Source organism: Nannocystis exedens (assembly GCF_002343915.1).
GTDB lineage: Bacteria > Myxococcota_A > Polyangia > Nannocystales > Nannocystaceae > Nannocystis > Nannocystis exedens.
Genome location: NZ_NETK01000001.1, coordinates 3,223,895 through 3,250,519, shown reverse-complemented (window position 1 = coordinate 3,250,519; position 26,625 = coordinate 3,223,895). Strand labels below are relative to the sequence as shown.

The window sequence follows — 26,625 nt, the reverse complement described above, 5'->3', positions numbered from 1 at the left end:
TTCGAATGGCGCTCGTGAGCGCGCGTGCCATGCTTCTCGAACGATGACGGCGGCCGCGGACATGCGCCGGGGAACCGGCGAGATCTTCACGCGACGGTGGAACGATCCCGCGCAGCGCGGCGACGGGACGCGGATTCTGGTGTGCCGCTACCGGCCCCGCGGGGTCCGGCGCGAGGAGGAGACGTGGGACGAGTGGATCAAGGAGGTGAGCCCGAGCCCGGCGCTGCTGGCGGCGTTCCACGGCAAGGAGCAGCCGCCGATCAGCGATCGCATGTTCCGCCGCCGCTTCTCCAGCGAGATGCGCAAGGAGCCGGCGCGCTCGCAGGTGCGGGCGCTGGCCGAGCGGGTAACGGCCGGCGAGACGATCACGCTGCTGTGCTCGAGCGCGTGCGTCGACGAGCGCCGCTGCCACCGCACGATGCTGCGGGAGCTGTTGCTCGCGGAGACGGAGTGAGGTCGAGATGGCGGGGTGAGTGAGATCGGGAGAGCGGGCGCGACGGAGCGTCGAGTGATGCTGTTCAAAGAGACAGGTGATGCGGGATCGCTCGGTGGGGGTGGCGGCTGCTCGAAGGGACAGGTGGCGAGCGCGAGCAGGTCGCTCGGCGGGGCGACGCTCGCGGCGGAGGCTGCGCGAGAGCCGGGTCCACGCGCCCCATGCGCTGGCGACGGCGGCGACGGTGATGTACGCCGAGACCTGTCACAAGCTGCGGCGCGACGCGATCGACGTGATTCACGCGGGCTCGCGCGCAGCCGTGACGGCGCGCGCGGGCGAGGAGCGGTGGGACCGGCTGGTCGAGGCGTACTTCCGCGAGCGACCGGCGCGGTGCTTCGAGCTCAACGAGGACGCGGCCGGGTTCGGAGGGTTCGTGGCGGCGCAGGGGGAGCTGCCGCGGTGGATTGGCGAGCTGGCGGCGCTCGAGTGGGCGACGTGGCGGGCCGAGAGCGCGCCCGATGAATTTTTAAAGGAGAATGACGGCTCGGAGGGGCCGTTGCGGGTGGCCCGGTCGGTGGTGGTGCTGCGCGGGGCGTGGGACGTCGCCGGCTGGCTGGCCGAGGAGGCGTGGGCGGAGGAGTCGCCCGCGGGCGCGAGCGCGGTGGTGGTGTGGCGCGACCGCGAGCTCGACGCGTGCCGGGCGACGCCGACCGAGGAGGAGCTGGCGGCCATCGAGGCGGCGCTGTCCGGCGCGCCCGGGCCGTGGGGAGCCGACGAGGTGGTGAGCGATCTGCACGCGGCGGGGATCTTCGTCGGCGCGCCGGAGGAGGCGATGCGCGAAGAGACATGCTCTTCGTGACATGTGCAAGCAGACATGTCCTTGTCGGCATGTCCGGAGGGCCAGGCCACTTCAGCGGGCGCGGGCCTCGGCGACCTGGCGACCGCCGGGGAGCTGGAGCTGGGCGGCGAGCTGGAGCGCGGGCGGGTACTCGGGGCCGAACGCGAGGGCGCGGGCGCTGCTGCGGCGGGCGGCGTCGACGTCGCCGAGGCGCAGCTCGATCTCCCCGCGCGTCGTCCAGAGGTGCGGGTCGTCGCGGTCGTAGCGGAGCGCCAGGTCGATCTGCTGCAGCGCGCGACCCAGGTCGGGCGGGTCGGCGTCGAGCGCCAGCTGGGCCTGCATGTAGGCCGCGTACGCGCGGTGGTCGACGGGCGGGGTGCTGACCAGGGTCTTGTCGATGTAGTGCAGGGTCCGCGAGCTCGGGCCGGCCTGCGCGCACGCGCTGACGAGCGCGAGGGCGAGGATGGCGCGGGGCGGGGACATGCGGAGAGCTTGACACATTTCGCGCCGGGGCGGGTTCACGAGGGCGCTTGGGAGGCCCGCGAGGCCGCCGGTGGGAAGAGCTCGGCGCGTCGCCGGACGCGCTCGCCATGGCGTCGTGGGGCACGAGGTGGACGGGCGCCGGCCGGTTGGCGCCAGCGCGATCGGCGTCAGCCTCGCGGGTGAGTCACCGCGCGCTCGCCCGGGCGCTGGCTCGGAGGAGCTCTCCGTCGCGGCCGGGTGTTCGGCGCGACGACAGGCGGCCGCGGCGATCGTGCGGGCCGCAGGAGTCGGCGACGCGCGACACAGGGGGGTGCGGGGACGGCGGAGCGACGCAGGGTGCGCGGGTTGGATCTTGCTTCGAGCGGGCGAGGGCCTGTCCTTCGGGGCAGGCCTGCCGACACGCGATCGCGGCGATCGTGGGGACGCAGGGGGGGCGGGAGGCTCGTGCTTCGCGCGGGCGAGGGCCTGTCCTTCAGGGCAGATCAGTCGCGGCCGCTCACAGCGGGATGTTGCCGTGCTTGCGGCGCGGGTTCTCCTGGCGCTTGTTCTTCAGCAGGGCGAAGGCGCGGGAGACGTGGCGGCGGGTGTCCTCGGGGCGGATGACCTGGTCGATGAAGCCGAGCTCGGCGGCCTTGTAGGGGTTGGCGAACAGGTCGCGGTAGTTGTTGAGGAGCTCGGTGCGCTGGGCGGCGGGGTTCTTGGCCTCGACGAGCTCGCGGCGGTAGATGATGTTGACGGCCCCCTCGGCGCCCATGACGGCGATCTCGGCGGTCGGGTAGGCGAGGTTCACGTCGGCGCGGATGTGCTTGCTGGCCATGACGTCGTAGGCGCCGCCGTAGGCCTTGCGGGTGACGAGGGTGACCTTGGGGACGGTGGCCTCGACGAAGGCGTAGAGCAGCTTGGCGCCGTGGCGGATGATGCCGTTGAACTCCTGGTCGGTGCCGGGGAGGAAGCCGGGGACGTCGACGAGGGTCCACAGCGGGATGTTGAAGGCGTCGCACATGCGGACGAACCGGGCGGCCTTCACCGAGGCGTTGATGTCGAGGCAGCCGGCGAGGACGAGCGGCTGGTTGGCGACGACGCCGATGCTGCGGCCGTCGATGCGGCAGAAGCCGATCACCATGTTGCGGGCGAAGTGCTCCTGCACCTCGAGGAAGTTGCCGTCGTCGGCGACGGCGCGGATGATCGTGCGGATGTCGTAGGGGCGCGAGGCGTCGACGGGGACGAAGTCGGCCAGCTCGGGGGTGGCGCGGTTCGGGTCGTCGGCGGTGGGGCGGTGCGGCGGGTCCTCCATGTTGTTGGAGGGCAGGTAGCCGAGCAGCTCGCGCGTCATCGCGGCGGCGGCGGCCTCGCTGGGGCAGGCGAAGTGGGCCACGCCGCTCTTCTCGTTGTGGGTGGCGGCGCCGCCGAGCGCCTCCTTCGTCACCTCTTCGTGGGTGACGGTCTTGATGACGTCGGGCCCGGTGATGAACATGTACGAGCTCTGCTCGACCATCAGCACGAGGTCGGTGAGCGCGGGCGAGTAGACGGCCCCGCCGGCGCACGGGCCGAGGATCAGCGACAACTGCGGGACCACGCCCGAGGCCAGGACGTTGCGCTTGAAGATCTCGGCGTAACCGGCGAGCGAGGCGACGCCCTCCTGGATCCGCGCGCCGCCGCTGTCGTTGAGGCCGATGACCGGCGCACCGACGGTGGTGGCCATGTCCATGACCTTGCAGATCTTCATGGCGTGGGCCCAGCCGAGGCTGCCGCCGAAGACGGGCGCCTGCTGGGCGAACACGAACACCGGGCGGCCCTCGACGGTGCCGTGGCCGGTGACGACGCCGTCGCCGTAGACCTTCTTGCCCGGCATGTCGAAGTCGGGGCACTGGTGGGTGACGAAGCGGTCGAGCTCGACGAAGCTGCCGGGATCGAGCAGGAGCTCGATGCGCTCGTGGGCGGTCTGACGGCCGCTCTTGTGCAGGCGCTCGACGGCCGCGGCGGCGCCCTTCTCGGCCACCGCCAGGTCCTTGTCGCCGCCGGCCACGAGGTTGGGACCGGCGTAGCTGTCGGCGAGCCGCTCGCGGTGTTCGAGGGCTGCGCGCGGGTCGGGGGTGCTCGGCCGCTTGGGTGCGTCGGACATGGCGGGGCGGAAAATAGCAGGAATCGCGGCGGGCTCGCGCGCGGATGTGCTATGCGCGCTGCATGCGAGAAGAGCGCAAGAGCACCCCCAAGGCGGCTGCGCGGTGGCTGGCGGCCTGCCTCGCGGGCTGTGGCGGCGGCGGCGGCGACGAGGCGGCCCCGAGCAAGCCTCAGGGCCCGACGATCGAGTACCGCTGCAGCATCCAGGTGGCGAAGAAGTCGACCGGCGAGTTCACCGGCAAGGGCAACGGCGAGGACCCGGCCAGGGCCGACGAGGCGGCGTGGACGGACGTGTGCGCCAAGCTGCCGGAGGCCGAGCGCCCGACCTGCCGCGACGAGACGAAGTGGTCGGTGTCGAAGTCGTCGATGTCGGCCGGCGGCGGCGGGCCGACGACGCACTCGACGACGCTGACGCTGGTGGCGATCGCGCCGCTGTTCGAGGGCGAGGCGTCCTCGGCGACCAGCAGCGACGAGGCGTGCAAGGCGGCGCTGGCCGACGCCTGTACCAAGGCCGGCTCGCCCGGCGATTGCCTGAGCGCCGGCTTCGAGAAGAAGGGCGAGGCGCGGAGCAAGAAGACGCAGATGAGCAAGAATTAACGGGCGGCGAGATCGCCTCAGCCGAGCGTGCCCTTGGTCGAGGGCACGCCGACGTACGGGTCCGCGGCGCAGGCCTGACGCAGCGCGCGGGCGAGGCCCTTGAAGCTGGCCTCGACCAGGTGGTGGGCGTTGCCCCCCTCGCGCTGGTGGATGTGCAGGTTCATCCGCGCCTGCACGGCGAAGGCCTGGTAGAACTCCCGCACGAGGTCGCAGTCGAAGCTGCCGATCCGCTTGCCGGCGACGCCGGGCAGGTCGTAGACGAGGTAGGGACGGCCGCCGAGGTCGAGGGCGACGTCGACCAGGACCTCGTCCATGCACAGCGAGAAGTGGCCGTAGCGGAAGATGCCGATCCGCGCGCCGAGGGCCCGATCGAACGCGCTGCCGAGCACGAGGCCGACGTCCTCGACGGTGTGGTGGTCGTCGATGTGCGTGTCGCCGCGGGCCCGGACCTCGAGCTGCATGGCGCCGTGCCGCGCGAGCGCCTCGAGCATGTGCGACAGGAACGGCACCGGCGTGTCGATGTGATGGCGCGCGGGCGCGTCGCACGGCAGCGTCAGATCGACGGTGATCTGGGTCTCGCGGGTGACTCGCTCGACGCGGGCGGTGCGGACTGGGTTCACGGGGCCTCGCTTACATCCGGGTCTCGGGCACGAACACGATGTCACCTGGCCGCAAGACCAGGTCTTCGGCGCGGCCGTCGACGATCGCGGTGAGGGAGATCTCGAAGGTCACGGTCTCGTCGCCGCGACCGGTGCGGCGCGTCAGCTTGACCCGCGCCGGCGCAGCGAACGGGGTGAGGCCGCCGGCCAGCGAGACCGCCTGCACGAGCGTGAGGCCGTCGCGCCAGCCGAGCGAGCCGGCCTCGTTGACCTGACCGAGGATGCTGATCTCCCGGTTGCCGCGCTCCTTGATCTGGACGACCACGTGCGGGTGGTTGAGGTAGCCGTCGGCGAGCTTGGCCTCGAGCTGGCGGGCGACCTCGTCCTTGGTGAGGCCGGTGACGGCCACGCCGCCGACCATCGGGAAGTCGATCGTGCCGTCCTCGGCGACCGCGTAGGTGCCGTTGAAGCGGTCCTCGTCGAACACGCGGATGTCGAGCTCGTCGCCGGGGCGCAGGCCGGCGCTCGGGGCGATCACCGGCGCCTCGACGCGGGCGTTGCCGCGGTCGCAAGCTGTCCCGAAGGACAGGGAGAGAGCGAGGCCGGGGCCGAGCCAGGAGTGCCTGCTGCGTGGACGGGCGGACATGAGCAGACGCCGCGGACGGCTAGAATCTCACGGCGCCGAGGACCATGGCAACATGCTTGGCGAAGCCGCCGAAGTCGGTCAGACCGCCGGGGTAGTGGGCGATGAAGTCGGTGCGGTCGACGATCATGTCGTAGCGGGCGCCGACGACGAACAGGCGGCCGAACGGCTGTTCCACTCTGGCGCTGAGGGCGAGCAGGGTGTCGGAGCGGACGAACCCGGGCGCGTTCTCGTACGACTCGATGCGGGTCTCGCGGCCGGGGATCGGGAGGCCGGCGTAGCGGCGGCCGACGACCGAGAAGCCGAGCTCGGCGTACATCTTCCAGCGGAAGGTGTGTAGGCCGCCGATCCGGCCGGCGATGTCGTGGAAGTAGTTGCCGAACAGCGAGTCGCTGAACTGGCGATCGATCTGGGCGAAGAACTGGGTGCGCAGGGTCGGGTAGTAGGCCGCCCGCACGCCGCCGATGAAGCCGCGGAAGTTGGGGCCGTTCTCGTCGTCGTAGTAGAGCCCGGCGCCGTAGCCGGCCATGGCGTCGAGGGTCCAGCGCTTGGCGATCTGGCCGCGGAAGCCGAGGTAGACGCGGTGGGCGTTGTTGTCCTCGTTGCAGTCAGGATCGGTGTTGGCGTTGCAGCTGAAGTAATAGGTGTGGCCAAACGAGTAGTTGACGAGGATCGCGGAGCGCGGGGCGACCCGCCACTTGACCTCGGCGGCGGCGCCGTGGATGTAGCGGTCGCCGCTGTAGACGTCGGGCGCCTCGAAGAACAGGACCTCGTTGAGGTAGTTGGCGCCGACGCTGAAGCGGCCGCCGCCGGGCCGGTAGATGAAGCCGAGCGAGAGGCGATGGTCGATGCGGTTGTAGTTGTAGCCGACGCCGGCGTCGTAGTTGCGCGGGTCGGCGAAGCGCGAGAAGAACTCGGTGAGGTTGAAGCTGAAGCGCCGGCCGGGGGCGATCACGAAGTGCGCGTTGAGGTCGACGCTGAAGCGAGGGAGACGCCGGATCTCCTCGGCGCGGGCCATGAAGGCGCGGTAGCCCGCGGTCAGCCGGATGTTGTAGTCGATCTTGCGATCTTGCTGCGCCTCGACCTCGCTCTGCAGCACGCCGTCGCGGACCTCGCGGTTGCCGATGCCGAGCCAGGCCACCGGCATGACGACGGCCGCCGGTCTGACCCCGCCGTGGTCGCCCTTGCGGTTCCAGAACACGTTGCTGTCGCCGCCGACCATCAGCGCGAAGCCGGGGTGGAACGTCGATCGCGGGCCGAGCTTGATGCCTGCGCCGTCCTCGGTGCGGGGCACTCCGCCGATGAGGTTGCCGGTGGCGTTCGAGCCCGCTGCATGCGCGACCCGGAGGAAGAGGGCCGTGCAGATCGTCCCCACGGCGACGAGGCAGTGGAGCGCCCACCTGGGGGCTGGCTGGTTAAGTCGACGCAAGGGGAAGGCGAGAGGCTACAGCCTAGCGAATCTCAGCCCAGAGGCGAGAATTGTGAGCGCCAAGTCCGAACCACGAGCGTCGTGTGGGTTGTCCGCTGTGCCGGGCCTTTCGGCGAGACAGACCGACGCGCGTGTGGCCAGTCGCTCGGGAGACCGCGGGGCGGGCGAGGTCAAATCACGGGGCTGGCGACAGGCGGACGCGGGTCGATGCGCGGCGGCAAGCGCTGGATGCCGGGGCTCGACGACGTCGGGTCGTTCGGGATGACGGTCTTCGGCTGATTGGCGGTGTTCTGGGCGTCGCTGCGCTTCTGCTCCTGATCGCCCTGACACGCTCGGGCCTGGCCGACGAGGCCGGAGATGCGCTCGGCGGCCTCGCCCAGCTTCTCGCCGGCGAAGGCGCGGCTCTGCCCATCGGCCGCGGAATCTTGCAGGACCAAGAGCTCGCCGGTCGCCACCTCGAGCACGAGCTCGGCGCGGTCGTGCTTGTCCTGGACGCACGCGGTGCGGCCCATGTCGCCGCTTTGCCGGGCGCGGGTGAGGAGCGTGCCGAGTTCGGTCATGCCGCGTTCGATGCTGCCGCGCGCGCTGCCGACTGCGGCCGAGGTGATCGGCGACGGTGCGGCCGCGGCTGCCGCGGGATTCGGCGCGGCGGCGTCGGCGGCGAACGGGTCGGCGGCGGCTGGGGTCGATGCAGCAGCGCCCGCGTCGGGCGACGCGGGCGCAGGAGCGGGGCTGGCCGAAGGGGCAGCTCCGACGGGGCTCGCCGCGAGCAACGTGGCGGACCCCCAGACAAGGACGACGCGCTTGGAAAACGTGCTCATGACCCTCCAGAAAATACCACGGAGAAGGTCACGTCCGAAGCCTGCTCGGCCCCTGGTGTGGTGGGGAATCGCCACCCCTTGATCTTGGCGACAGTGCACGTCTGTACACCACCATCCTGGAGGGTGTCGTCGTTGATCCGGACGTCGGTGACGGTGCCCATGACACTGATGGTGATCGTGTAGGAGATCTTGCCAGCCAGGCCAGGATTGGTCTGCAACGCCTTGTTATAACAAGCCTGTAGCGCGCCGGTGCGCTGGCGGATCGTGGCTTGCACGGCCTTTTTGTCGGCGTCGCCGTAGACATCGGCGCCGGAGCTCTTCACCGAGGAGTTGATCTTCCGCTCCTTCTTCTCGAGCTCGGCGAGCTCCGGGCCCTGGGCCTCGAAGCCCTTGGTGGCGACGATCGCCCCCTGCGCGCTGATGCCCTCGCCGCCGGGGACGAACGGGCTGACGACCGTGCCGTCGGGCAGGACGGTGGCGGTCATGCCGGCGGCGAACAGCTCGCCGAGGTTGTTCTCGGTGCTCTGGATGACGTCGAACACGGTGCCCGGGCCGTCGCCGCCGTAGGTGCCGAGGACCCGCGCGATGCCGACGCCGCGCGCCTTGTCCATCGCCTCCTTGGAGTAGGTCTTCTGGGTGATCACGGGCTTGTCGATCACCTTCACCTCCTCCTTCGGCGTCAGCTTCTCGTCCTCCTTGGCGAGCACCTCCTCCTCGTCGTCCTTCTTCTCCTCCTCGGGCTCCTTCTTCTTCGGCTTCTCGAGGTTCATCACCCGCAAGAAGCGCTCGTCGATCTCCGGCTCGATCGCGTAGTCGATGTGCTTGTTCGAGGCCCAGATGAAGTAAGGCCCGAACAACATGAACGCGGCCATCAGCGTGGCCATGTCGGAGCGCGTCCACATGTTGGACGGACGCGCCTTGAACTCGACCGGGAACGGCGGCTTCGGCGGGACGGGCTGCGGCGCCGCGAACTGAAACAGCAGCGTGGTCTCGCCGATGTCGAGCTTGCCGCGCGCGCTCGGGTCGAGCACCACCCGCACGCTGCGCGCCCGCGGGTCCTCGCGCAGGCGCTTGCGCCACAGCTGGCCGAGGTTGACCGAGCGGCCGCGCATGACGAGCTGGCCGCCCACGCGCGGCGGCAGGTCGAGCACGTAGCGGCCCTCCTGCACGATGAACAGGACGTGGCGCTTCGGCACGGCGGCGCCGAAGCAGAGCAGCTGATTGTCGACGTCGGTGCCGGCGGTCACCGCCTCGGCTGCGCTCTGATGCAGCTCGTCGCAGACCAGGCCGTCGACGATCGAGGCGATCCGCAAAACCTTGGACCGGGCAACCACGCGTGGAAAGTCTAGCGGATGTAGTTGATTTGTGGTGCTCGCGCCAATTTTCCTGAGCCCTCCCGCGATCGGACCTGGGGACAAGGCCGCTCGACCGCCGACGCGCGCGACGTCGCTGCGACTTCACGCGCCGCGATGACGGATTCCGCAGGCGGCGGCCAAGCGGCGATATGGCCCGTTCGCGAGCAAAAACGAAGGGCCGGCGCCTCCCGCAGGAGTGCCGGCCCTCGTCCAGGCTCGAGCTCGATCAGCCCTTCCGGATCACGCAGAACGAGTACTCGGAGAACTCGGCGCGGCCCGTCGTGTACATGACGTCGACGAGGACGCTGAACTTGAGGTCCTGGTCGCCGACCAGGATCACGCGGCCGGTCCACGGCTTGTTCTGTCGCTCGGCCAGCTGCTTGGCCTTGTCGACCTCCTCGGCGAGCTGGTCGTACAGCGGCCCGATCAGGTGGTTCTGCACCTGCGACGGGTCGATGTCGCCGTCGGGCGTCATCGTCACGATCTTCTTGCTGTCGAACGTGATGCCGCGGGTGGTGACGAAGATCGGGATGCCGTCCTGGATCGGCGCGTCGGCCGTGGACATCGGGATCTTCTGGCCCGCGGTCGGGTTGATGACGATCGGGTCGGACGCGTAGCTCTTCAGCAGGTACACCACGAGAATGGACACGATGTCCATCAGCGAGGTGATGCCGAGGTTGGCCTTCTCTTCCGGCTTGTTCCGGCGAGCTGCGGCCTTCTCCTTCTTCTTGGCGAGGAATGCCTCTTGCTCGGGGGTCATCAGCTCGCACCCCCTTCCACGATCGGCTGCCAGAACAGGCACTCGTCGGGGATCTTCTCGCCCTTGAGGGCCTTGGCGATCTTGCACTGCCGCCCCGCCAGCGCGTCCATCGTCATGATGATGGTCTGCATCGGGATGTTGGCCTCGGCGCTGATCGTGACGACCTGCTCGTTCGGGAACAGCTGCTTGTAGCCCTTCGCCTTGGCCTCGAGCTGGGCGTAGTCGTAGCGCTCATAGTCGGTGAGCGGCGCGCCCTGCTTGGCGAGACCGATCGTCGGGGCCTTCGAGTCTTGCGACTTGCCGGCCTCGGCGCCCTCCTGCTGACCATCCGCGCTGACGCGGAAGCCGTCCTCCATGACGAAGACCTTGAGGTTGAGCGGCTTCTCGTCCTTCTTCTCCTGCTCGTCCTTCTGCTGGGCAGCTGCCGCGAACTTCGGCGGCGAGACGTTGATCGAGGCCATCTGGGCGAATTCCATCGCCATCAGCAGCGCCGGGATCATCAGGAACATGACGTTCATGACCGGCAACAGGTTCGCCTCGATTTCTTCTTCCTGGAACTGTTTACGTGCCATCGCTCACCTCCTTTCTTTCGCTCGGGTGGAGATTGGTCGTGCGGTCGGCTCGCTGGCTGTCTCCAAGGACATGGCCCGAGGAACAGCCATCGCGCCGAGCCGCGTTACCCCTGACGCACCCGCGCGGCGAGGAGGTTCTCGAGCTTGACCGCGTACAGGTCGACCTCGTCCGCGATCTTCTTGGCCAGGCCCTGGATGAAGACCTGCGCCGAGAGCAGCGGGATCGCCACCATGAGGCCGAAGCCGGTGGTGTTGATGGCGATCGAGATGCCCTTCGCGAGCGCCTGCGACCGCTGGTCGGCGGCCGCCACGGCCACCGCGGTGAAGGCGTCGATCATGCCGAAGATCGTGCCGAGCAGACCGAGCAGGGTGGCGATGTTCGCGACCGCCGCGATCATCGAGATGCGCTTGGTGATCGCCGGCGAGACCTCGAGCATCGCCTCCTCGATCGCCGCCGCGATGTCCGACTCGCTCTTGTTGGCGCGCGTCAGACCCGCCTTCATCACGCGGGCCAGCGCGGCCTTGTCAGCCGCGTTGCACAGCTTGATGGCGCGGTCGATGTTGTTCGCCATCACCAGCTTTTGAATCTGGTTGAAGAACTGCGCGCCGTTGATGTTGAAGCGGAAGAACAAGAAAATGAAGCGCTCGATCATGACGCCGGCGCCCAGCACGGCGCAGACGGCGATGGGGTGCATCCAGACGCCGCCTTCCTGGTAAAACTGCGCAAAATCCATGGCCGCTTATCCTCCTCAGAGACCGGGGTGTGAGTCCCGACTGTGTCGCTCGTCGACCGGGTTCATCCCGGCTGTGGTGGTGGTTGTTGGGTTCGGACTCGGGTGCGGGAGCTTTCGCGCGCGGAGAGCGCCCGACCCGCGTGGTTTTCTCAGGCCCGCAGGCGCCTGAAGCTTTTTCAGGGTCGATTAGAACAAAGGATCCCAGACACTTTCAAGCACCAGCGGCGTCATGGTCGCGTCGAGACGCGCCCAGTCGTAGTCGGTGGACGAGCGCCGCAGCACGTAGAACGCGCTCGGCTTCTCCAACTGGCCCTCGACGAGGAACTCGTCGTCGAGCGAGATCACCTTCTTGCCGCCGGGGTTGGTGGTGGTGGTGGACGTGCGACCGGCCGGCTCGGGAGCCTTCGCCGGGGCCTTGGTCGCCTTGGCGCCCGGCCCTGATGCGGGCGCCGGTGGGGGTGCAGCAGCAGCCAGGGCCGGAGCCGAGACCGGTGCCAGCACGAACAGGAAGACGAGCAGCCGCCACATCCGCGCGCGGCTCATGCCCAGATGCGGGCGAGCGGCGGCAGAACGGCGTGAGCGGAGCACGACCGCGTTATACAGTGAACGCCGCGGAGAATTCCACCAACGAGTTTTCGGCGTACCCCGGGCCGAACGCGCGGTGCTGGGGTGAGAGGCGGAGCAGCGGAGGGCCGGGCGGATGGCGTGCACGACCACGAGGCCCGTCGATTCGCCGGCCGTCGTCTCGCTGCGGGGCTCCGTCACCACGGTGGACGGCAAACGGGCGGGGCGGAGCGGCGGTCTCGGACGGCGACACCGGTTCGCGAATTTTTTCCGGCGGCCGGAGATCACTCCCGCCGAATTTCTCATGGGGCGCTGGCGCCCCCGCTGCCGCCCGGTTTCTGGGTGGGCGAAGCCGCACTGCCCGGCTTCTGGGCCGACGGCGGGGTGGCGGCGCCGGGTTTGGCCGTGGGCGGCGGAGGACCGGCGTTCCCGCCGGGTTTGGCGGTGGCGGGAGGGGTCGCGGGCGGGGGAGCGGCCGGCTTGGCGGCGGGTGGTGGACTGGCAGAAGGCGGAGGCGCGGCTGCGCCCGGTTTGGCGGCGGCCGGCGGGGCGGACGGCGGGGCGTGGCCGAGCCTGGCGGGCCGGGAGTCGGGGCGGGAGAGGTGGAGCCAGGGCCGGCGGGCGGCGGCGCGGCGCCTGGCTTGGCGGTCGCGGGCGGGGTCGCGGGAGCGGTGCCGCCGGGCTTGGCGGTGGCAGGCGGGGTGGCAGCAGCACCGCCCGGGCCGGCGGCTGGCGGAGCGGTGCCGGGTTTGGCCGCTGCAGCGCCGGTCGGCGAGGGTGGTGAACCGGCAGGCGGCGTCGCGGCGGGTCCGGCAGCGGGGCCGCCGGATGTCGCGGAGGCGGCCGGATCGGCCGGCTTCGCGGAGCTGTCCTTGGGGCCAGGTGAGGCGGGTCCCGCGGCCGGGGTGGCGTCGCCGTTCGGCTGGCTGTCCTTGAGGCCAGGTGCGCTCGGGGCTCCGGGAGCGCCCGGTGAGCTGTCCTTGGAGGCAGGTGGGGCCTTGCCCTCGCGCTCGAGGCGCCGCTTCTCGCGCTCGAGGCCCTTCTTGGCCAGGTCGATGTAGAGGTCGGCCTGGGCGATGCTCACCGACTCCTTGCCCGGAGTAGAACGAGGTTTATTGGCGCCGGTCTCGCGTTTCACGCGGGCGAGATCGTCCGTGAAGCGATCTCCCTTGGCGGCGGCGGCGCCACCGCCGGCGAGGGCGAGGTCGCGGTACTTGCCGAGGTGGATCAGCGCGCGCTGCAGGCGGGTCGTGACGTCGAGGCCGGGGAACTCGGGCGCGTCGAGGTAGAGGACGCCGAGGTCGAAGTGGGCGTCGGGGTAGTCGGCGCGCAGGCGGAGCGCGGTCTGATAGGCCTTCTCGGCGCCGACGACGTCGCCGAGGGCCCGCAGCGCGCTGCCGTGGTTGAGGTGGGCCTTGAAGAAGTTGGGGTCGAGCTTCAGCGCGTAGACGAAGCACTCGGCGGCGGTCTTGAAGTTGCCGGTGCGGAGGTACTGCGCGCCGAGGTTGTTCCACGCGGTGGCGTTGCCGGCGTCGGTCTCGGCGGCCTTGCGGAACGACTGCGTGGCGAGGGTCTGCTTGTCGGCGGCCAGGTAGGCGAAGCCCTTGAGGTTGTAGGCGCGCGAGGTCTCCTCCGGGGTGATGACCTTGGCGTCGACGGCGAGCGCGGAGCTGGTGACGGTCTGGGTCAGCTCGTGCTTGCCCTGCTTGAGGAAGGCCTCGGCCATGACGAGCATGGCGTCGACGTTCTGCTCGTGGATCCGCAGGGCCTCGCGCGACAGGTCGAGGGCGCGGGCGAGGTCGCCCTGGCGCAGCGCCTGCCCGGCCTGCTGGCTCTGCTGGTGCGAGGCGGCCAGCTTGCGCCGCTCCTCCTCGGGGTCGCGGTCGCGGTTCTTCTTGGCCGGCGGCTTGTCGCCGGCGGCGGCCTCGGCCGGCTGCTCGACCGCCTCGGGCTGCCAGCTCGCGTCGGGCTCGGTGGCGGCGGTCTTGTCCGGGGGCTTGGCCTCGCCGGCCGGCTTGTCGCAGGCGAGCGCCAGGGTGAGGCTCAAGAGACAGGCGCGAACGGACATGTCCCGAAGCGCAGTCATCGACGCCGGTCCTCCACCTGCAGGTCGACGCTGGCGTCGTGCAGCAGCGGGTACTGGTCGGGCTTGTAGATGTTCATGCGCTCGAGGGCTTTCTTGGTCCACTCGCTGGCGACGCCGTACTCCTTGCCGCGCTTGATCGTCTCTTCGTACAGCTGGATCGCCTTGGCCTCGAACTTGCCCGCCTCGGTCTCGACGATGTCCTTGTAGGCGAACCAGGGCTCGCTGTACTCCTTGAGCTCGCGCGGGACCGGGGCCTCGCGGATCTTGATCGCGGTCACCTCGAAGGCGTAGCCGCGGCGGAACATCGCCGCCAGCACCCACTCGATCCGGCGGTACGGGAACACGGAGTCGTAGGACTTGCTGGCGGCGACGACCTTGTCGAACAGCACCTTGGCGCTGTCGGCGAACTTCTTGCCGGTGCCGGTCAGCTTGAAATCGAGCAGGTCGGACAGGCTGTACTCCGACAGCAGGAACTGCGCCTCGGACGGGAAGTCGGCGGCGTCGGAGGCGGCCTGCAGGCCGCGGGCGGTGTAGAGCGCGACGCACTCGCGGTAGGCCGTCTCGGCGCCCTTGCGGTCGCCGCGGGCCGCCCGGGCCTCGCCGATCCGCAGGTGGGCCTCGACCGACTTGGCGGCCTGCGTCGGGTCGGCGCCGAATTTGGCGAGGAAGGCGGCGAAGGCGGTCTCGGCGGCCTTGTGGTCGTCGGTCTTGCCGAGCACCAGCGCGGCGCGGAAGCTGGCGTCGGCGGCCTCCTTGGGGTCAGGGGTCTGGGCGGCGTAGCGGACGAACAGGTCCGACGACTTCCTGTACTGCTGGAGGTTGTCGAGCAGGTCGGCGGCGTTCTTGAGCGCGAGCAGGCGGTGCTCGCTGGCCTTGTAGCGCTCGTCCTGGGCGAGCACGAGGTAGCTGGCGACGGCGTCGTCGAACTCGAAGAAGCGCACGTGGTTGAGGCCCGAGCGCAGCAGCGCGTCGTCGGCGAACTCGCTGTCGGGGTACTGCTTGTAGATGCGCTCGTAGGTCTTCGAGGCGCTGCCGAAGCGGCCGATCTTCTCGTAGGCGACGGCGGCGTTGTTGAGCGCGCGGTCGGCGTTGGGGTCCTTCGGGGCCTGGTCGACCAGCGCGGTGTAGCGGTCGGCGGCGGCCTCGAACTCGCCGGCCTCGAACAGCTGGTTGGCCTCCTGGAAGCGGACCGCGTTGCCGAGGGTCTTGAGGTCGCCGGCGAACTTCTCGCTCTGCTCGGCGTCGCCGCAGCCCTTCTGCAGCAGCTTCTCGGTCCACTCCTGCGCGGCCTTGAGGTCGCCGCGGATGACCTTGCCGTCGATGATCGAGAAGCCGGCGTTGATGGCGACGTTCTCGCCGCAGTAGTCGTCGATGACGCGGGTGAAGCGGACCTCGGCCTCGTCCCAGTGGAAGTAGCGCTGGCTGATCGCGCCTGACTTGAAGGCCAGGCTGCCGGCGGCCTTGGCGTCGGGCTTGATGGCGACCAGCTTGTCGTAGGCGGCCTGCAGCGCCAGCAAGGCCTCGGGGATCGGCTTGGGGTCGAACGGCGGCTTGACCGCGTCCTGCTTCGGCATGTCCGGCAGGGTCAGCTTTCCGGCCTTCTGCTCGTCCTCGACGTAGGCCTCGAGCGAGAACACCACGCCCTCGGCGGCGTCGACCTGGCGGCTGGCGGCGGTGTTGCTGTCGCGCACGGTGATGTACTCGCGCGCGGCCTCGAGGTACTGGCCGCTGTAGTAGAGGCTCTCGGCGTAGTCGTAGCGGTACTGATAAGAGGAAGGCGTGTCGGGGTAACGCAGGAGGTAGGCGGCGTAGGCGGCGGCGGCCTTCTTGTACTCCTCCTCGGCCCGCGGGTCGCCGGCGGCCCGCAAGCTCTGGGCGTAGGCGTGGCGCTCGACCGCGCTGGCGACCAGGGCCTCCTCGACGAGCTTCATCGCCGCGTCGATCGCCTCGGTGTCGGCTTCGTTGGCGTAGAACCACGGGGTGCCGCGCAGGTAGTTGTTGGCGAGGGCGTCGCGGGCGGTGCGGGCGCCGTTCTTGTCGCCGAGCGCGACCTGGGCGTCGAGGATCTTCTTCTGCAGCAGCGGCGCGGCGGCGGCGGTCGGCCAGCGGGCGAGGGCGGCGTCCCAGATCTTGATGGCGAGCTTGAAGTCGGTCTGGAACGCGTAGAGGTCGCCGAGGGCGGCGTAGATCTCGGGGACGTGCTTCTCGCCGCCGCGGGCCTTGTAGTCGCGCTCGAGGCGGGCGAAGCCGACCGCCGGGTCGGGGTTGCCGTCGAGGTCCCAGTCGTCCTCGATGTAACACTTGGCGATGTAGCGGATGGCGTCGTCGCGCAGCGCCATCGCCGAGTCGTCGCCGGCGGCCTTCATGCTCTCGGCCAGGCGCACGTACTCGTCGAGGCGGGCGGCGGCGCCGGGGAAGTCGCGCTGGAGGTAGAGGGTCCAGGCGATCCGGATCGTCGCCTCGTCGAAGTAGGGGCCCTGGGTGTCGCGCGCGGCCTCGGTGTAGGCCTCGAGCGCGGGGCGCATCTCGTCGAGGTCGTAGTGGATCTCGCCGATCCGCAGCCAGGTCTCGGCGACGTACTTGCTGCCCGGCTTGCGCGGGTTGCAGCCGTTGTAGTCGCCGGCGCGGAAGTTCCTGGCCGGGACGACGCCGCTGCCATCGGGGCCGGGGACGGCGTAGCGATCGGCGCACACCAGCGCGAGCATGGTCTGCCGGCTCTCGTCGAACCGCTCCTCCTCGAAGCGGAGGATCGCCATCAAGTACAGGGCGGCGTCGGCGTGGACATAGCCGGGGAAGCGGGCGTTGAGGTCGTGCAGCAGGGCGACGCTCTTCGAGTAGTCGACCTTCGGCGGCTCGGGCGGGACGTCGGTCTTCTTCTTGTCTTTGCGATCCTCGAACGCGAGCAGGGCTTTCTCGTAGTCGGCCTCGGCGCGGGCGAACCGCTCGTTGTCGGCCTCGAAGTGGAGCTCGGCCAGGCGGAACAGGATCTCCGGGGTCCAGCTCGGGTCGGACGGGTTCTGCTTGAGGAAGCCGTCGTAGCGGGCGATCGCGGCCTCGCGCAGCTGCAGGGCCTTGGCCTTGTGGGCGGCGATCTCGCCGTCGAGCTGCTTCTGCAGCTTGCCGCGGCCGCGCTCGGCCTCGACGACGGTGACGATCGCCAGGGTGTCGGCGGCGACGGCGGCGGCGCGGCGGTAGCGGGCGAAGATCGCCTCGAGGTCGGCCAGCGCCTTGTCGTCCTCGGGGGTCTTGGGCAGGCGCGCCGGGGGGACGGAGAGGGCGCGGCGGTCGACCGCGCCGGTCGGCTCGCGCGCGACGCCCGAGCCCGGCTCGCCGAGGATGCCCTGCCAGCCCGTCGGCGACGGCAGCTCGCCGCGCGGCAGGGCGGCGGCGGGCGCGGATGTCGCAAGGGACAGGGCCCAGAGGGCAGGTGCCAAGAGCCATGGCCGGAGGGACAGGCGCTTCACTCGCTGTCCTCCAGCGCCTCGGTGACGGCGCGGTCGATGTTCTTGACGCTGCGGTCGCGGGTGCGCTCGAGCTCGCGGGCCAGCTCGAGCTCGGCCTCCTTGGTGGCCCAGGCGACGTCGAGCAGGCCGACGTCGGCGCGGATCGTCCAGTAGCGCAGGTCGGCGGCGACGTCGCGGATGCCGGCGTGGACGGCCTCGGCGGCGGTGACGTCGGCGCGCGGGCGCAGGGCCTCGAGCTCGTCGCGGTAGCGGGTGAGGTTGTCGCGCTCCTCCTTGAGGACGACGACGGCGCGGGCGAGGCGGGCCTGGGCGGCGGCGCCGAGGCGCTTGCGGGCGGCGTCGAGGCGGATCAGCAGGCGCTGGCGGCGTTGCCACTGCTCGCGCACGCCCTCGCCGCCGCCGCCGGGCCACAGGTTGCCGACGAGGACGTTGTGGGCGGCGATGGCGTCGCGGCGGGTGCCGGGCAGCGGGTCGGTGAAGCGCAGGGTGGCGCGGGCGGTCTGCAGGCCGCGGTGGGCGGCTTCGAGGCTGTCCTCGAGCGCGCCGAGCTCGCTGCGCAGGGCCGCGGCCTCCTGAAAGAACGGGTCGGGCGAGCCGCGGCGCGACGACTCGCGGTGGGCGTACTCGAGGCCGTGGAGGCGCGCGCGCAAGGCGGTGGTCTCGGCGCGGGCGGCGGCCAGCGGGTCGGCGAGGTCGCTGACGCGGCGCAAGTGCTTCGACGGGCGCTCGAACAGGGCGTCGACGGTGCGGCGCATCTCGGCCGCGGCGCCGCCGGGGCTGCGGCCGACGGCGGTCAGCAGCGCCTCGCCGGCCTCGCCGAGGTCGCGGGCGGCGCGGTCGAGGGCCTGCCAGTGGGCGCCGAGGTCGGTAAACAGCAGCGCGCGCTCGGGCGAGGCGGCGGCGATCTCCATGCGCTCGAGCAGCGCCATCGTCTCGCGCAGCAGGTGCTCGGTCTCACCTGTCTCTCGGGCCAGGCGCTCGGCCTGCACCGCGCGCGGCAGGTTGCGCGCCAGCGGGATGGCGGCGCGCGGGACCAGGGTGTCGAGGCTGAAGTGGCGCGGGTCGGAGCGGATGACGGCGCCGACGTAGTCGAGGGCGTCGCTGCCGACGGCCAGGGCCGGCGCGACCGCCTTGTACTGGTCGTCGAAGTGGCGGCGCAGGGCGGCGAACTCGTCCTCGGCGGCCTTCCAGTTGCGGCGGCGGATCTGCAGCTTGCCGCGCAGCGACTTGGCCTCGGCCGCGGCGGCGCTGTGGGGGGTCTCGCGCAGCAGCTGGTCGAGCGCGGCCAGGGCGGCCTCGTGGCGGTCGGCGCGGAGCAGGGTCCAGGCGATCTCGTACAGCGCCGAGGCGTACAGCGGCGAGGCGCGGCCGATCGAGCGGTACGACAGCAGCGCGCCGTCGTAGTCGCCGCGGTCGTGGAAGATCCGCGCGCGGGCCATCCACGCGAGCTCGCGGATCTCCTGCTCCGCCGCGCCGGGCAGGCTGCGGGTGGCGACGATCCGGTCGAAGCGGACGATCGCGTCGTCGAGGCGGCCGAGCGCGGCCGCGGCGGCGCCGGCGACGTAGGTCGCGCGCAGCAGGCTGCGCCAGGCCGGCGCGGATGTCCCGAGAGGCAGGTCGGCGGGGACGAGGCCGTCGAGCTCGACCAGCGCCTCGCCGTACTCCTTCGACAGGAACAGGAAGCGGCCCCAGGCGTAGCGGAGCTCGGGGATCCGCTGGTCGGGCGGGACGGCGGCGACCCATCCGCGCAGGCGGGTGACGTCGAGCGCGCTGAGCTCGCTGCCGGGGCCGCGGTCGGCGTCGAGGCCGACCGACTGCATGCGCGCGCGCAGCTCGGGCATGACCGACAGGCCCTGCTTGCGCGCGTGGCCGCGGGCGCGGGCGGGCGCGGCGAGCTCGAGCAGGCGGGCGACGCTGCGCTGGTGGAGGCGGCGGGCCTCGGGGCCGGCGTCGGCGAGGGTGAGCGAGAAGCACTCGCTGGCCCACCGGCGCATGCGCAGCTGCAGCAGCGCCTCGCCGAGGTAGTAGCGGGCCTGCACGGCCGCCGGGGTGCCGGGGGCGTTCTCCAGCAGGTCGAGGAAGACGATCGCGGCGCCCTCGGCGTCCCCGCCCTCGAGCTGGACCTGGCCTGCGACCAGGCGCTCGGCCAGGTCGGACGCGCTCGGGCCCGCGGGGGTGGCGGTCACCTGCTCGGCGGCCTTGATCGCGTCCTCGGCGTCGCTGAGCAGGCGGGCGGCGTCGCCGCTCGGGGCGGCGTCGGCGGCGGGCGCCGGGACGCGCGGGCCGGGGGCGGCGAGCACGGGGGAGCGCAGGGACATGCCGGAAGGGACAGGTACGACGAGACCTGCTCTTACGGGCATGTTCCATGGCGCAGCCGATGCCGCCGCGGGGGCGAGCAGGGCACAGGCCAGGGCCAGGCGGGCGAGCGCGCGCGACATGGGGTCACTACTTGGCGGGCGCGGCCGCGGCGGGCTCGGCCTTGGGCGCGGCCGCGGCGGCGCCGTCCTGACCGACGACCTGGAACTCGACGGCCGGGCGGTCCTTCATCTCGGTGGTGAGGTTGCCGCGCTCGTAGCCCTTGCTGACCAGCTTGAAGCTGCCGCCCTCGGTGACGTTGAAGGTGTAAGTCTGCGGCGACTTGAAGGTGTAGCCGCGCAGGTAGGTGAAGACGCCGTAGCCCTGGCCCTGGTAGGTGAGCTCGACGCGGGCCTCGTGCGGGCCGGGCGGCAAGGTGCCGTCGAACACGAGGATCTCGTCCTCCGCGTCGAGGCCGCCCGAGTCGTCGCTGCGGGCGAAGATCTGCGCGCCGTCGAGGGTGTAGACGATCCGCACCAGGCGGAAGCCGACGCCCATGAGGTTGCGGTGGGCCAGGACGACGCGACCGCCGGCGGCGACGCCCGCCATGACCGTGTCCCGAAGGACAGCCAGCCGCGCCTTGCTGCGGAAGATCTTGTCCTTGAGGCTGTTGACCTCGGCCTCGATGCCGTCGAGCCGGTCGCCGTAGAGGTCCGAGGTCCGCGCGCTCGCGGCCGGGTCCTCGCCGAGCAGACCGCCCTCGCTCTTGGCCGGGGTGGGCGTCTGCGCCGTCGGCTGGGCCGGGGCCGGATCGGCAGACGCAGGCGCCGCGGCCGGAGCGGCCGGAGCGGCCTCCTTGGGCCTCTTCGCGGCAGGAGCGGCGTGGGCCGACATGCCCGCGCCGGCGAGGGCGAGGATCAGGGCTGCTACGGAGAGCCGGCGCGACGGCGAGGCGACCATCACAGACAGGCTACCAAGGCGCGTAATTCTGAGCCAGTCGGGAGACAATTCGCGGGGCTCCAAGGGTGCGTGCAGGGAGAGGGCGAGATCGAACCAGCGGCGACCGCGCGCGTAGATCGTGCTGGGGCCACGAACCAATCGCTCGGTTCCTTGGTGTAAGTGGCCAGTCCGCGGCGGTCCTGCTGAACTGGAGCGATGGACGAAGGAGTCGAGTTGGATGGACCGGATCGCCGACCCAGGCCGCGCTCGAGGCGGCCCTCGGCGAGATGACGCGCGTGCGCGTGTGGCCGGGGCGAGACATCGGCAGCGCCGACGTGCTGCCCGCGGAGCTGGAGGATGCGGCCGAGCTCGACGCGCTGCGCGAGGCGCTGCAGATCGTCGAGGGCCCGGCCAGGAGCTGCTCATGTACCGGCGGACCGGAGAGCGAGACGTTCGCCGCCGACGGCCGCCCCATCGCGTCGCTGACGATGCATATGCGCGTGAAGTTGCGCACCGCGCCGTGGGACGGCGACGCTCCGCTCCGCGACCCCGCGACGGTGTAGCGCTGGCTGCCGACGACCGCGCCCGTTGCCGGCTCGGGGTGTTCTTGGTCTTTCGGACATGAGCGAAAGGACATGCTCGAAGGGGCATGCCTCAAAAGATGTCCGAACGACGCAGCGCGACCGCGGCATGGGGCCGGGGTCGCGCTGCGGGGGCTCGGTCTTTTGTACGTGAGCGAAAGGACATGCTCCAAGGGGCATGCTTCAAAAATGCATGGCCGAAACGACGAAGCGCGACCGCGGCACGGGGGCCGGGGTCGCGCTGCGAGCGGGAGCCGCGGTGGCTCAGTGGGCGGCGGCGGCCGCGAGGGCCTCGGCGCGGTCGGTGCGCTCCCAGGTGAAGTCGGGCTCGGTGCGGCCGAAGTGGCCGTAGGCGGCGGTCTGGGCGTAGATCGGGCGCAGGAGGTCGAGCTCCTTGATCAGCTTGGCCGGGCGGGCGTCGAAGTGGGCCTCGACGATCTGGGCCAGCTTCTCGTCCGCGAGCTTGCCGGTGCCGAAGGTGTCGACGGCGATGCTGACGGGGCGGGCGACGCCGATCGCGTAGGCGAGCTGGACCTCGGCGCGGCTGCACAGGCGCGAGGCGACCAGGTTCTTGGCGATGTAGCGGGCGTAGTAGGCGGCGCTGCGGTCGACCTTCGACGGGTCCTTGCCCGAGAAGGCGCCGCCGCCGTGGCGGCCCATGCCGCCGTAGGTGTCGACGATGATCTTGCGGCCGGTGAGGCCGCTGTCGCCCATCGGACCGCCGACGACGAAGCGGCCGGTCGGGTTGATGTGGAACTTGGTGCGGGCGTCGAGCAGGTTGGCCGGGACGACCTTCTTGATCACGCTCTCCATCACGTACTCGCGCAGGTTGGCCTGCGAGACCTCGGCGCTGTGCTGCGTGCTGATGACGACGGTGTCGACGCGGACCGGGCGGCCGTTGTCGTACTCGACGGTGACCTGGCTCTTGCCGTCGGGGCGCAGGAAGCTGTTCTTGTCGGCGCGGCGGGCCTCGGTCAGCTGACGGGTCAGCTTGTGCGCGAGGCTGATCGGCAGCGGCATCAGCTCGTCGGTCTCGGTGCAGGCGTAGCCGAACATCATGCCCTGGTCGCCGGCGCCCTGCTCCTTCTCGGCGCCCTCGTCGACGCCCATGGCGATGTCGGGGCTCTGACCCTCGATGGCCACCAGCACGCCGCAGCTGTCGGCGTCGAAGCCCATGTCCGAGCTCGTGTAGCCGATCGTGCGGACGGTGGCGCGGACGATCCGCGGGATGTCGACGTAGGTGCTGGTGGTGATCTCGCCGGCGACGTTCACGTAGCCCGTCTTCACCAGCGACTCACAAGCGACGCGCGCGCGGGGGTCCTGGGCGAGGATCGCGTCCAAGATCGAGTCGCTGATCTTGTCGCACATCTTGTCGGGGTGACCTTCGGTGACGGACTCACTGGTGAACAGTCGGCTTGCCATTTTGACTCTCGGTGGCGGGAACGGCGGTTGACGTAAGGATTGGCACCCGCGGGCGCGGCGCGAGCATATGCGCGCCTTTTGCGCAGGGCAAGCGCTTTGCGGCCCTTTCGCGGCGATCTCACGCGGGCCAAACCCGCCGATCACGCGGGCCGCTGCCAACCCTCACACGCGCGCACGAGGGCGTCATGGTGCAGCAGGCGGCGCCGCTGGCATGCCCCAGGGCGTCGGCTCGGGCACGAGGCGCAGGTTCAGCGTGAAGGCCGGGTCGCGTTCGCTGTCGGGCGGCAACTCGACGAACAAGTAGGGCGCGATGCCGGCGGCGCGGCGGGCCGCGAGGCGATCGATCACGACCCGCGCGGGCGCGCCGATGCCGGCCGCGCAGGCCACTTCGTCGGTCGCAAGGCAGCCGGGCGTGCGCACGGCGAGGCCGACGTCCGGACGGCTGACCGTGATCTCGAGCGCCCGCGCCGGCGGCACGGCCGGCAGATCGAGCTGCAAGACCCGCTCGCGCAGGCCGGCGCCGCCGCACGAGTGGGCGTGCGCGTCGGTCTGCGGCAAGGCCGGGTCGACGACCAGCGCGGCCTCGCCGGCGTCGCCGAGCACCACCGGCGTGCGCAGGGCGGTGCTGCAGGTGTCGGCCGGCAAGGTCGTACACGCGGGCGGCTCGCCGGGGGCGCTGGTCATGCACAGGGTGCCGGCGACGCAGCGCCCGCGCGAGGCCGGCTCGCACACCTCGCCGGCGTCGAGGACCCGGGTCAGGCCGATCTCGAGGTCGAAGCTCAGCGGGTCGGGGTCGTCCTCGGGGGCTGGCTTTTGTTTCAGGTCCGAAAAGACAGTCGGGTCGATGCCGACGGCGAGGCGCAGGACGGTGCCGCCGGCGAGGTCGCGCAGCTCGAGCGGAGCGTCGGCGGCGCAGGCGATCTCGCGCCCGCCGAGGCAGTCGTCAGGGGCGAACGAGAGCCGCGGGACGAAGCCGACGCCGCGGGCCGCGACGCGCAGGTCGGCCCGCACCGGGACCTCGACGCGGAGGAACCCGTCGGCCCCGCCGCCCCCGCAGACGCCGCCGGTCGCGTCGTCGGGCTTCATCGCCCGCAGGTTGCCGCGGTAGCGCCCGTGCGACACGAGCAGGGCGTCGGGGCACGCGTCGGCGGGCGCGGGCGCCTCGGCCCACACGCCGCTGGTGCTGCTGTCCTCGCCGCCGCTGCCCTCGGTCGTCTCCGCGCCCGGCGCGGTGCAGCCGGCGTGCGCGAGCGTGAGCGCGAGCCCGAGCCCGACCCGGACACGGGCAGGCGCGAGGACGCGAGCTGTGCGGTGCGCGGCGGGCGACATCTGCGCAGCAGGCAGGATAACCAAGAACCGGGCGAGTTTCACTTCCGTCAGGGCCGTGAGCGCTGTACCTTGCGAGCCATGCGAGACCTCGGCTTTCGCACGCTCGACCTCCGCGGCGGGGGTAGAGCCGAGGACCAGACGACCTGGCGGGGCCTCTGCTCCCGCGCGGCAGGGCTCGAAGGCGAGGCCGATGCGGCCGCGCGCGCAATCATCGCCGACGTGCGGGCGCGCGGCGACGCGGCGGTCTGCGAGCTGACGAGCCGCTTCGAGCAGCGCACGCTGACGCCCGAGCAGTTCGAGATCTCCCGCGAGGCGCGGGCGGAGGCGGCCGCGCGCGTGTCGCCCGACCTGCGCGCCGCCCTCGTCACCGCGGCCCACGGGATCCGCGTGTTCCACGAGACGCAGGTCCACGGCCACACCGGGCTCGAGATCGAAGATGTCTCTTTGTACAGCCGCGTCGCGCCGCTGCGCCGCGTCGCCGTGTATGCGCCCGGCGGCACCGCGGCCTACCCGTCGTCGGTGCTGATGGCCGGGATCCCGGCCAAGGTCGCGGGGGTGCCCGAGGTGATCCTGGTGACGCCGCGGGCGCCCGACGTGGTGCTGCTGGCGGCCGAGATCGCCGAGGTCGACCGCGTGTTCCAGATCGGCGGGGCGCAGGCGATCGCCGCGCTGGCGCTCGGGACGGCGACGGTGCCCCGCGTCGACAAGATCGTCGGGCCCGGCAACGCCTACGTCACCGCGGCCAAGCGCCAGGTGTTCGGGCTGTGTGCGATCGACGGGATCGCCGGGCCGAGCGAGATCGTGGTCGTCGCCGACGCGGCCGCCGACCCCGAGCTGGTCGCGGCCGACCTGATCGCCCAGGCCGAGCACGACGTGCTCGCGTGCGCGATCCTCATCACCGACAGCGAGCCGCTGGTGCCGGCCGTGATCGCGGCGCTGACCCGCCAGCTCGGCGACCTGCCGCGGGCCGAGATCGCGTCGCAGGCGCTGCGCGAGCACGGGGCGGCGGTGCTGGTCGACGACGTCGCGGCGATGGTCGCGGCCGTCAACGACTACGCGCCCGAGCACGTCGAGCTGCTGCTGGCCGACGCCGAGGCGGTGGCGCCCCAGATCGTCACGGCGGGGGCGATCTTCGTCGGGGCGTTCACGCCCGAGGCAGCCGGCGACTACACCGCCGGCCCCAGCCACGTGCTCCCGACGGCCGGCGCGGCCCGCTTCGCCTCGCCGCTCGGGGTGTGGGACTTCGTCAAGCACACCAGCGTGCTGCGGCTCGGCCGCGTCGCGCTGGCCGCCCAGGCGCCGGCGATCGCCCGCCTCGCCCGCGCCGAAGGGCTCGAGGGCCACGCACGCGCGGCCGAGCTGCGCCTGCGCGAAACGACATGGTTTTTAAGACATGACGCGGAGGACATGTTCATGACGACATCTGACTGGACTCGCCACCTGCGGCCCGCGCTCGCGGGACTCGACGTGTACGACATCGAGCCGGTGCCGGTGAAGGCGCGTCTGGCGGCGAACGAGCTGGCCGAGCCGTGGCCGATGGAAGTGGTGCAGGAGATCGGCAAGCGGGTGGCCCAGCTCGAGCTGAACCGCTACCCCGACACGTCCGGGCGCAAGCTGCGGGCGCTGCTGGCCCAGCGCCACGGGGTCGAGCCGGAGGCGGTGGTGATCGGCAGCGGCAGCGACGAGATCATCGGCTTCCTGCTGACCGCGCTGGGCGGCCGGCCGAGCGAGCCGAGCTTCATCGTCGTGCCGACGCCGACCTTCCAGATGTACGGCCACGCGGCTCGCTGCCGCGGGATCGGCGTGCTCGAGGTGCCGCTCACCGAGGAGCTCGAGCTCGACGAGCCGCTGATGCACGAGGCGCTCGACGTCGCCACCGGCGCGGCGCTGTGCTTCCTGGCCCGGCCGAACAACCCGACCAGCAGCCTGTGGGACGCGGCGGTGATCGAGCGGCTGATCGCGCAGCACCCGACGACGGTGTTCGTGCTCGACGAGGCCTACATCTCGTACGCGCCGGGGGCGACGCTGTGGCGCCAGGGCCTGCCCGACAACGTGGTGTACATGTCGACGCTGTCGAAGATCGGGCTGGCGGCGCTGCGCGTCGGCTACTGCGTGGCCCCGCCGGCGCTGCGCCGCCCGCTCAACGTGGTCCGCAACCCGTACAACGTGTCGGCCACCAGCCAGGCGATCGCCGAGCTGGTGCTGACCAAGTTCGAGAGCGTGCAGAAGGCGATGCTGACCCGCAGCCTCGCGGCCCGCCAGAAGCTGGTCGGGATGCTCGGCAAGATCCCCAAGGCCAGGGTGTTCCCCGCCCACGCCAACTTCGCGGTGGTCCGCCTCGACCCGCCCGGCGAGGCCACCCGCGTCGCCGAGGCCCTCGCCCAGCGCGGGATCCTCGTCAAGGACGCCTCGGCCCTGCCGCGCCTGGCCGGCTGCCTGCGCGTCGGCGTCGGCACGAACGCCGAGCTCGACCTGCTCGGCAAGGCGCTCGCCGAGGTGATCCCCGGCTACGGCGCGGCGACGAGCTGAGCCGGTCTCTCCAAGACATGTGCGCGGGGAC

At 71.4% G+C, this 26,625-nt stretch carries 22 protein-coding genes; 5 read left to right on the top strand and 17 right to left on the bottom strand.

Annotated elements, in window-relative coordinates; genetic code table 11:
* Positions 1-43 precede the first annotated feature (43 nt).
* A complete protein-coding gene (locus tag NAEX_RS12710) occupies positions 44-454 on the top strand; it encodes a DUF488 domain-containing protein (RefSeq protein WP_096327774.1) in 411 nt (136 codons plus the stop codon).
* A 226-nt stretch (positions 455-680) separates the two neighbouring features.
* Positions 681-1,292, top strand: a complete 612-nt coding sequence (locus NAEX_RS12705) for a hypothetical protein (protein ID WP_096327773.1) — start codon at positions 681-683, stop codon at positions 1,290-1,292.
* 51 nt (positions 1,293-1,343) lie between these two features.
* Here NAEX_RS12705 and NAEX_RS12700 read toward each other — a convergent pair whose 3' ends face one another.
* Together NAEX_RS12700 and NAEX_RS12695 are read right to left on the bottom strand one after the other, a co-directional pair.
* Positions 1,344-1,754 carry a tetratricopeptide repeat protein gene (locus tag NAEX_RS12700; protein ID WP_096327772.1) on the bottom strand — a complete coding sequence of 137 codons (411 nt, stop codon included), beginning with the start codon at positions 1,752-1,754 and terminating at the stop codon, positions 1,344-1,346.
* A 496-nt stretch (positions 1,755-2,250) separates the two neighbouring features.
* The gene (locus tag NAEX_RS12695; protein WP_096327771.1) at positions 2,251-3,876 is read right to left on the bottom strand and encodes an acyl-CoA carboxylase subunit beta; all 1,626 of its coding nucleotides are present in this window, start codon (positions 3,874-3,876) and stop codon (positions 2,251-2,253) included.
* A 62-nt stretch (positions 3,877-3,938) separates the two neighbouring features.
* Between NAEX_RS12695 and NAEX_RS12690 the strand changes: the two genes are divergently transcribed.
* Positions 3,939-4,472, top strand: coding sequence for a hypothetical protein (locus tag NAEX_RS12690; RefSeq protein WP_096327770.1), 534 nt, complete (start codon positions 3,939-3,941; stop codon positions 4,470-4,472).
* A gap of 17 nt (positions 4,473-4,489) precedes the next feature.
* Here NAEX_RS12690 and hisB read toward each other — a convergent pair whose 3' ends face one another.
* The 13 genes from hisB to NAEX_RS50090 all read right to left on the bottom strand — a co-directional run bounded on the left by hisB (position 4,490) and on the right by NAEX_RS50090 (position 20,754).
* Complete coding sequence (gene hisB / locus NAEX_RS12685; protein WP_096327769.1) at positions 4,490-5,092, bottom strand: imidazoleglycerol-phosphate dehydratase HisB; 603 nt, start codon at positions 5,090-5,092, stop codon at positions 4,490-4,492.
* 10 nt (positions 5,093-5,102) lie between these two features.
* Positions 5,103-5,717: a polysaccharide biosynthesis/export family protein gene (locus NAEX_RS12680; RefSeq protein ID WP_096327768.1), complete on the bottom strand. Its 615-nt coding sequence runs from the start codon at positions 5,715-5,717 to the stop codon at positions 5,103-5,105.
* A 19-nt stretch (positions 5,718-5,736) separates the two neighbouring features.
* Positions 5,737-7,143 carry a TonB-dependent receptor gene (locus NAEX_RS12675; protein WP_143141068.1) on the bottom strand — a complete coding sequence of 469 codons (1,407 nt, stop codon included), beginning with the start codon at positions 7,141-7,143 and terminating at the stop codon, positions 5,737-5,739.
* A 170-nt stretch (positions 7,144-7,313) separates the two neighbouring features.
* Entirely contained in the window at positions 7,314-8,039 is a 726-nt protein-coding gene (locus NAEX_RS47765) for a hypothetical protein (RefSeq protein ID WP_143141067.1), read from the bottom strand.
* Positions 7,961-9,298 (bottom strand): AgmX/PglI C-terminal domain-containing protein, encoded by a 1,338-nt coding sequence (locus NAEX_RS12665; RefSeq protein WP_143141066.1) that lies wholly within the window; start codon positions 9,296-9,298, stop codon positions 7,961-7,963. Before NAEX_RS12665 ends, NAEX_RS47765 begins: the two co-directional genes overlap by 79 nt.
* Positions 9,299-9,545: 247 nt before the next feature.
* Positions 9,546-10,079 carry an ExbD/TolR family protein gene (locus tag NAEX_RS12660; protein WP_096327764.1) on the bottom strand — a complete coding sequence of 178 codons (534 nt, stop codon included), beginning with the start codon at positions 10,077-10,079 and terminating at the stop codon, positions 9,546-9,548.
* Positions 10,079-10,651 (bottom strand): biopolymer transporter ExbD, encoded by a 573-nt coding sequence (locus NAEX_RS12655; RefSeq protein WP_096327763.1) that lies wholly within the window; start codon positions 10,649-10,651, stop codon positions 10,079-10,081. Before NAEX_RS12655 ends, NAEX_RS12660 begins: the two co-directional genes overlap by 1 nt.
* 104 nt (positions 10,652-10,755) lie before the next feature.
* Positions 10,756-11,385 (bottom strand): MotA/TolQ/ExbB proton channel family protein, encoded by a 630-nt coding sequence (locus NAEX_RS12650; protein ID WP_096327762.1) that lies wholly within the window; start codon positions 11,383-11,385, stop codon positions 10,756-10,758.
* Between the two features lie 186 nt (positions 11,386-11,571).
* Positions 11,572-11,973 (bottom strand): hypothetical protein, encoded by a 402-nt coding sequence (locus tag NAEX_RS12645; protein WP_143141065.1) that lies wholly within the window; start codon positions 11,971-11,973, stop codon positions 11,572-11,574.
* A gap of 7 nt (positions 11,974-11,980) precedes the next feature.
* A complete protein-coding gene (locus NAEX_RS53775; RefSeq protein WP_096327760.1) occupies positions 11,981-14,035 on the bottom strand; it encodes a tetratricopeptide repeat protein in 2,055 nt (684 codons plus the stop codon).
* Positions 14,032-17,499 carry a tetratricopeptide repeat protein gene (locus tag NAEX_RS12635; protein ID WP_096327759.1) on the bottom strand — a complete coding sequence of 1,156 codons (3,468 nt, stop codon included), beginning with the start codon at positions 17,497-17,499 and terminating at the stop codon, positions 14,032-14,034. The genes NAEX_RS53775 and NAEX_RS12635 overlap by 4 nt, the downstream gene beginning before the upstream one ends.
* Positions 17,496-19,817, bottom strand: a complete 2,322-nt coding sequence (locus NAEX_RS12630) for a tetratricopeptide repeat protein (RefSeq protein ID WP_100793309.1) — start codon at positions 19,815-19,817, stop codon at positions 17,496-17,498. Before NAEX_RS12630 ends, NAEX_RS12635 begins: the two co-directional genes overlap by 4 nt.
* Positions 19,818-19,944: 127 nt before the next feature.
* Complete coding sequence (locus tag NAEX_RS50090) at positions 19,945-20,754, bottom strand: dihydrolipoamide acetyltransferase (RefSeq protein ID WP_096327757.1); 810 nt, start codon at positions 20,752-20,754, stop codon at positions 19,945-19,947.
* Positions 20,755-21,020: 266 nt separating this feature from the next.
* Between NAEX_RS50090 and NAEX_RS12620 the strand changes: the two genes are divergently transcribed.
* On the top strand, positions 21,021-21,296 hold the full coding sequence (locus NAEX_RS12620; protein ID WP_096327756.1) for a hypothetical protein: 276 nt from the start codon (positions 21,021-21,023) through the stop codon (positions 21,294-21,296).
* A gap of 282 nt (positions 21,297-21,578) precedes the next feature.
* Here the strand turns inward: NAEX_RS12620 and metK are convergent, their stop codons facing one another.
* Complete coding sequence (metK, locus tag NAEX_RS12615; RefSeq protein ID WP_096327755.1) at positions 21,579-22,736, bottom strand: methionine adenosyltransferase; 1,158 nt, start codon at positions 22,734-22,736, stop codon at positions 21,579-21,581.
* Between the two features lie 183 nt (positions 22,737-22,919).
* Positions 22,920-24,065, bottom strand: a complete 1,146-nt coding sequence (locus NAEX_RS12610) for a hypothetical protein (protein ID WP_170135675.1) — start codon at positions 24,063-24,065, stop codon at positions 22,920-22,922.
* A 78-nt stretch (positions 24,066-24,143) separates the two neighbouring features.
* On the opposite strand from NAEX_RS12610, the gene hisD reads away from it, so the two are divergent.
* Positions 24,144-26,594 carry a histidinol dehydrogenase gene (gene hisD / locus NAEX_RS12600; RefSeq protein WP_096327752.1) on the top strand — a complete coding sequence of 817 codons (2,451 nt, stop codon included), beginning with the start codon at positions 24,144-24,146 and terminating at the stop codon, positions 26,592-26,594.
* The last annotated feature ends 31 nt before the right edge of the window (positions 26,595-26,625 follow it).